Below are 1805 nucleotides of genomic sequence, written 5' to 3'. Positions count from 1 at the left end.
GGACACCGGGACGATCACAGCGAGCGCTCGCGGTGCGGGGGCTCGGGGACGCGGCCGAGCCGCTCGCCGATGCGGTCGTAGGCCCGGTGCACGGCGACGAAGGCGGCGACCAGCAGGGGGAGCGCCACGACCACGAGCCAGGCGCCCTCGGCGAGTTTGCTCGCCGTGACCACGCCGGCCGACACCCCGGTGAGCAGCGCGCCTAGGCCGTTGAGCAGGGCCTTCCCACGCCATCCGGGTCCTCGCTCCCGGCGCCAGTGCCGGACCATGCCCACCTGGGCGAGGGTGAAGCCGACGAAGACCCCGATCGCGAACAGCGGCACCAGGGTGTTGGTGTCACCGCCCGAGAAGACCAGCAGGGCCGCCGAGACCGCGGCGAGGGCCAGGACGCCGTGCCGGTGCACCTGCCGGTCGGCCTTGAGCGCGAAGACGTGTGGCAGGTAGTCGTCCCGGGCGAGCAGTTCCAGCAGCACCGGCAGCCCGCCGAAGGAGGTGTTCGCGGACAGGGCCAGCAGGGTCATGGTGGCGAACTGGAGGACGTAGAAAGCCCCGTTGTGGCCGAAGGAGGCGTCCGCGAGCTGGGCGAGGACCGTCACGCCCGCGACCGACTGGAGGTGGAAGCGGCCGATCAGCACGGCCAGGCCGATCAGCATCAGGCCGAGGACGGCGCCGAGGGCGGTCTCCGCGCGCTGTGCCCGGCGCACCCGGGGGACGCGGAAGGAGGGCACGGCGTTGGCGATGGCCTCGACACCGGTCAGGGCGCTGCACCCGGAGGCGAATGCCTTGAGCAGGAGGAGTGCTCCGACACCGCCGGCGTTGTCCTCGACCACCGGGGCATGGCCGGCCGCGGTCGCCGTACCGACCGGGGCGGACCGCAGCAGTCCCACCGCGATCAGCGCGAAGACGGCGCCCACGAAGACGGCGGTCGGCACGATGAACACCTTCGCCGACTCCGCGATGCCCCGCAGGTTGACGCCCGTGACCAGGGCGAGCACGGCGAGGCACAGCCACAGCCGGGCGCCGTGCAGGGCGGGGAAGGCGGAGGTCAGCGCGGCCACGCCCGCCGTGACGGCGACGGCCACGTTCAGTACGTAGTCCAGGACCAGCGAGGCGGCGGCCACCAGGCTGGTGCGCGTTCCCAGGTGCGCCTTGGCCACGGCGTAGGAGCCGCCGCCGTCCGGGAAGGCCGCGATCACCTGCCGGTAGGAGGCGACGAGTACGGCGAGCAGTGCGGCGATGGCCAGGGTGACGGGCAGGGTGAACCCCAGCCCGCGGGCGCCGGCGGCGGCCAGCACCAGGGCGATGGCCTCCGGGCCGTACGCCACGGAGGCCATCGCGTCCAGCGACAGCGCGGCCAGGCCGGTGACGGCGGTCAGCCGGTGCCGATCCCCGGTGTCGGGCGGCTCCTCGCCCGCGGGGGCGGCGCCGGGCCCGGTGGTCAGGACGGACATGGGTGCGTGCTCCTTCGTTCTCCGGACACACAGGGGGACCGTGTGCGCGGTGCCCCCAGGGTGTGTCCGGTACCGGCCGTCCCCGACCGGTCCCTTACGGGACCTTGGCGCCCGGCTCCCCCGCGCTGACGGGATCTTGACGCCTGCCGTACGGGGTCACGCCGGGAAAGCGCGCCGGTGGCCGGCCGGCTCCGGGCTGTGCGCCCGCCGGGGCCGGTGGTCGCCGGGCCCGGGCCGCGGTAGGCCGCGGGGCCGGGGGGAACTCGTGTCGTCATGCGCATCGATCTGACAGGACGAACCGCACTGGTCACCGGCTCGACGCAGGGCATCGGCGCCGCCATCGCCCACGCGCTC

The 1805-nt window shown here is 74.6% G+C and carries 2 pseudogenes; one reads left to right on the top strand and one right to left on the bottom strand.

Going from position 1 to position 1805, the window contains the following annotated elements:
• Window positions 1-17: 17 nt before the first annotated feature.
• Window positions 18-1451: pseudogene (locus tag H5J33_RS33870) on the bottom strand (APC family permease); the annotation flags it as partial.
• A 273-nt stretch (window positions 1452-1724) separates the two neighbouring features.
• Between H5J33_RS33870 and H5J33_RS38095 the strand changes: the two are divergent.
• Window positions 1725-1805, top strand: a pseudogene (locus H5J33_RS38095) (oxidoreductase); the annotation flags it as partial.

Source organism: Streptomyces sp. WELS2 (assembly GCF_013870595.1).
In the GTDB taxonomy this organism is placed as follows: domain Bacteria; phylum Actinomycetota; class Actinomycetes; order Streptomycetales; family Streptomycetaceae; genus Streptomyces.
The sequence above is the reverse complement of the archived record's forward strand: the minus strand, read 5'-3'. Positions and strand labels throughout refer to the sequence as shown.